The sequence below is a fragment of the Nocardioides sp. NPDC057772 genome, from assembly GCF_042798075.1.
Taxonomy (GTDB): domain Bacteria; phylum Actinomycetota; class Actinomycetes; order Propionibacteriales; family Nocardioidaceae; genus Nocardioides.
Map to the genome: position 1 here is coordinate 1 of NZ_JBHVKN010000040.1, position 1,409 is coordinate 1,409.

Consider the following 1,409-nt stretch of genomic DNA (forward strand, 5'->3'; position numbering starts at 1 on the left):
GGCCTCTGGGCCACTCTCGGCTTCACAACTCGGGTCAGCCCAGCAGGTTGTAGCCCGACAGCGCACCCAGGTAGGTGCGGGTCACGCCGGTGCCGGTGCTGTTGCGCTCCAGCGCGTAGATGTAGCTGCCCGACCGCACGATCAGGTCGCCGCCCGAACCGGCCCGCAGGTCGCGTACGCCGAGCACCGCGTCATAGCCCGACAGGTTGATCGACAGGGTCTGCGTGGAGACCAGGCCGCCGGGCCCGTTGCTCTCGTGGACGACGGTGCTGGTGCCATTGACGAAGAGCACGTCGGGGGTGTTGCTGCTGTTCCAGCGCCCGACACCGACCAGGCGGGTGCCCGCTGCCGAGGTGCGCATCACGATCGACGCGCCCACCTTGGTCGATCCCTTGCCCGGCCACAGCTTGATCGTGCCGTCGGAGGTACGGCCCATCAGGTCCGGGTAGCCGTCGCCGGTGATGTCGCCGACCGCGTCGATGACGCTGACCGTGCCGAGGCCGGTCGCGATGGTGACGGGGCTGGCGAACTTGCCGGTGCCGTAGCCCCGGTAGAGCCGCACGGAGCCGTCGGACATCTTCGCGAGGAAGTCGCCCTTGCCGTCGCGGTTCCAGTCGCCGGCGTTCATCAGCGCGGTGGCGCTCGTCAGCGTGACGCCGCTGTCGACCGGCGCGGCCAGGCTGACCCGGCCGCTGTTCGGCTTGACGTAGAGCGTCGAGCCGGACTTCATCACCAGGTCCGGGAGGCTGTTGCCGACGAGGTTGACCGCGCCGACGAGGGTGCGGTTGACGTCCGCGTACGGGCCCAGCGGTTTGCCGAAGCCCGAGCCAGAGGCCGGGTAGATCCAGCCGCGGTTGGACGAGTCGCGGCCGATCAGGTCGCCGCGGCCGTCGCCGGTGAAGTCGCCGTAGCCCGAGATCTGGACCAGCGAGGACCACGACGGGCTCTGGGTCGCGAGCTTGACCGGCGAGCCGAACGTACCGCTGCCGGAGCCCTTGAAGTAGTAGAGCGCACCGGACTTGCGGCCGATCAGGTCGCGCTTGCCGTCCTTGTTGACGTCGCCGGTCGCGGCGAGCTTGTCGAAGCCGCTGAGCGAGCGCGTGGTGCCCGCCCGGGTGAACCCTCCGGCACCGTTGCCGGTGTAGCGGACCAGGTAGCCCTTCGCGTTCTTGCCGATCAGGTCGTTGGCCGAGGTGCCGCCGATGTTGCCGGTCGCGGTGATCTTGGAGACCCCGGAGAACGTGCTCTTGCCGAGGTTCTTGAAGACCGCCGCGAAGGTGCCGTCGCCGCGGCCCTTGCGGATGCCGGCCGAGCCGTCGGTGCGGACCTGGATCAGGTCGGCCTTGCCGTCGCCGGTGATGTCCGGGGTGACCACGGCCTCGCGCACGGTGCTGCCGACCGTCGAGGAC

Annotated in this window: 1 protein-coding gene; it reads right to left on the minus strand. The window is 69.8% G+C overall.

All coding sequences use genetic code 11. The features are described 5' to 3' along the window. Positions 1–34: 34 nt before the first annotated feature. Positions 35–1,409 (minus strand): FG-GAP repeat domain-containing protein (locus ACFVJS_RS09745; protein ID WP_378878853.1); only part of this gene is annotated, 1,375 nt, incomplete at its 5' end.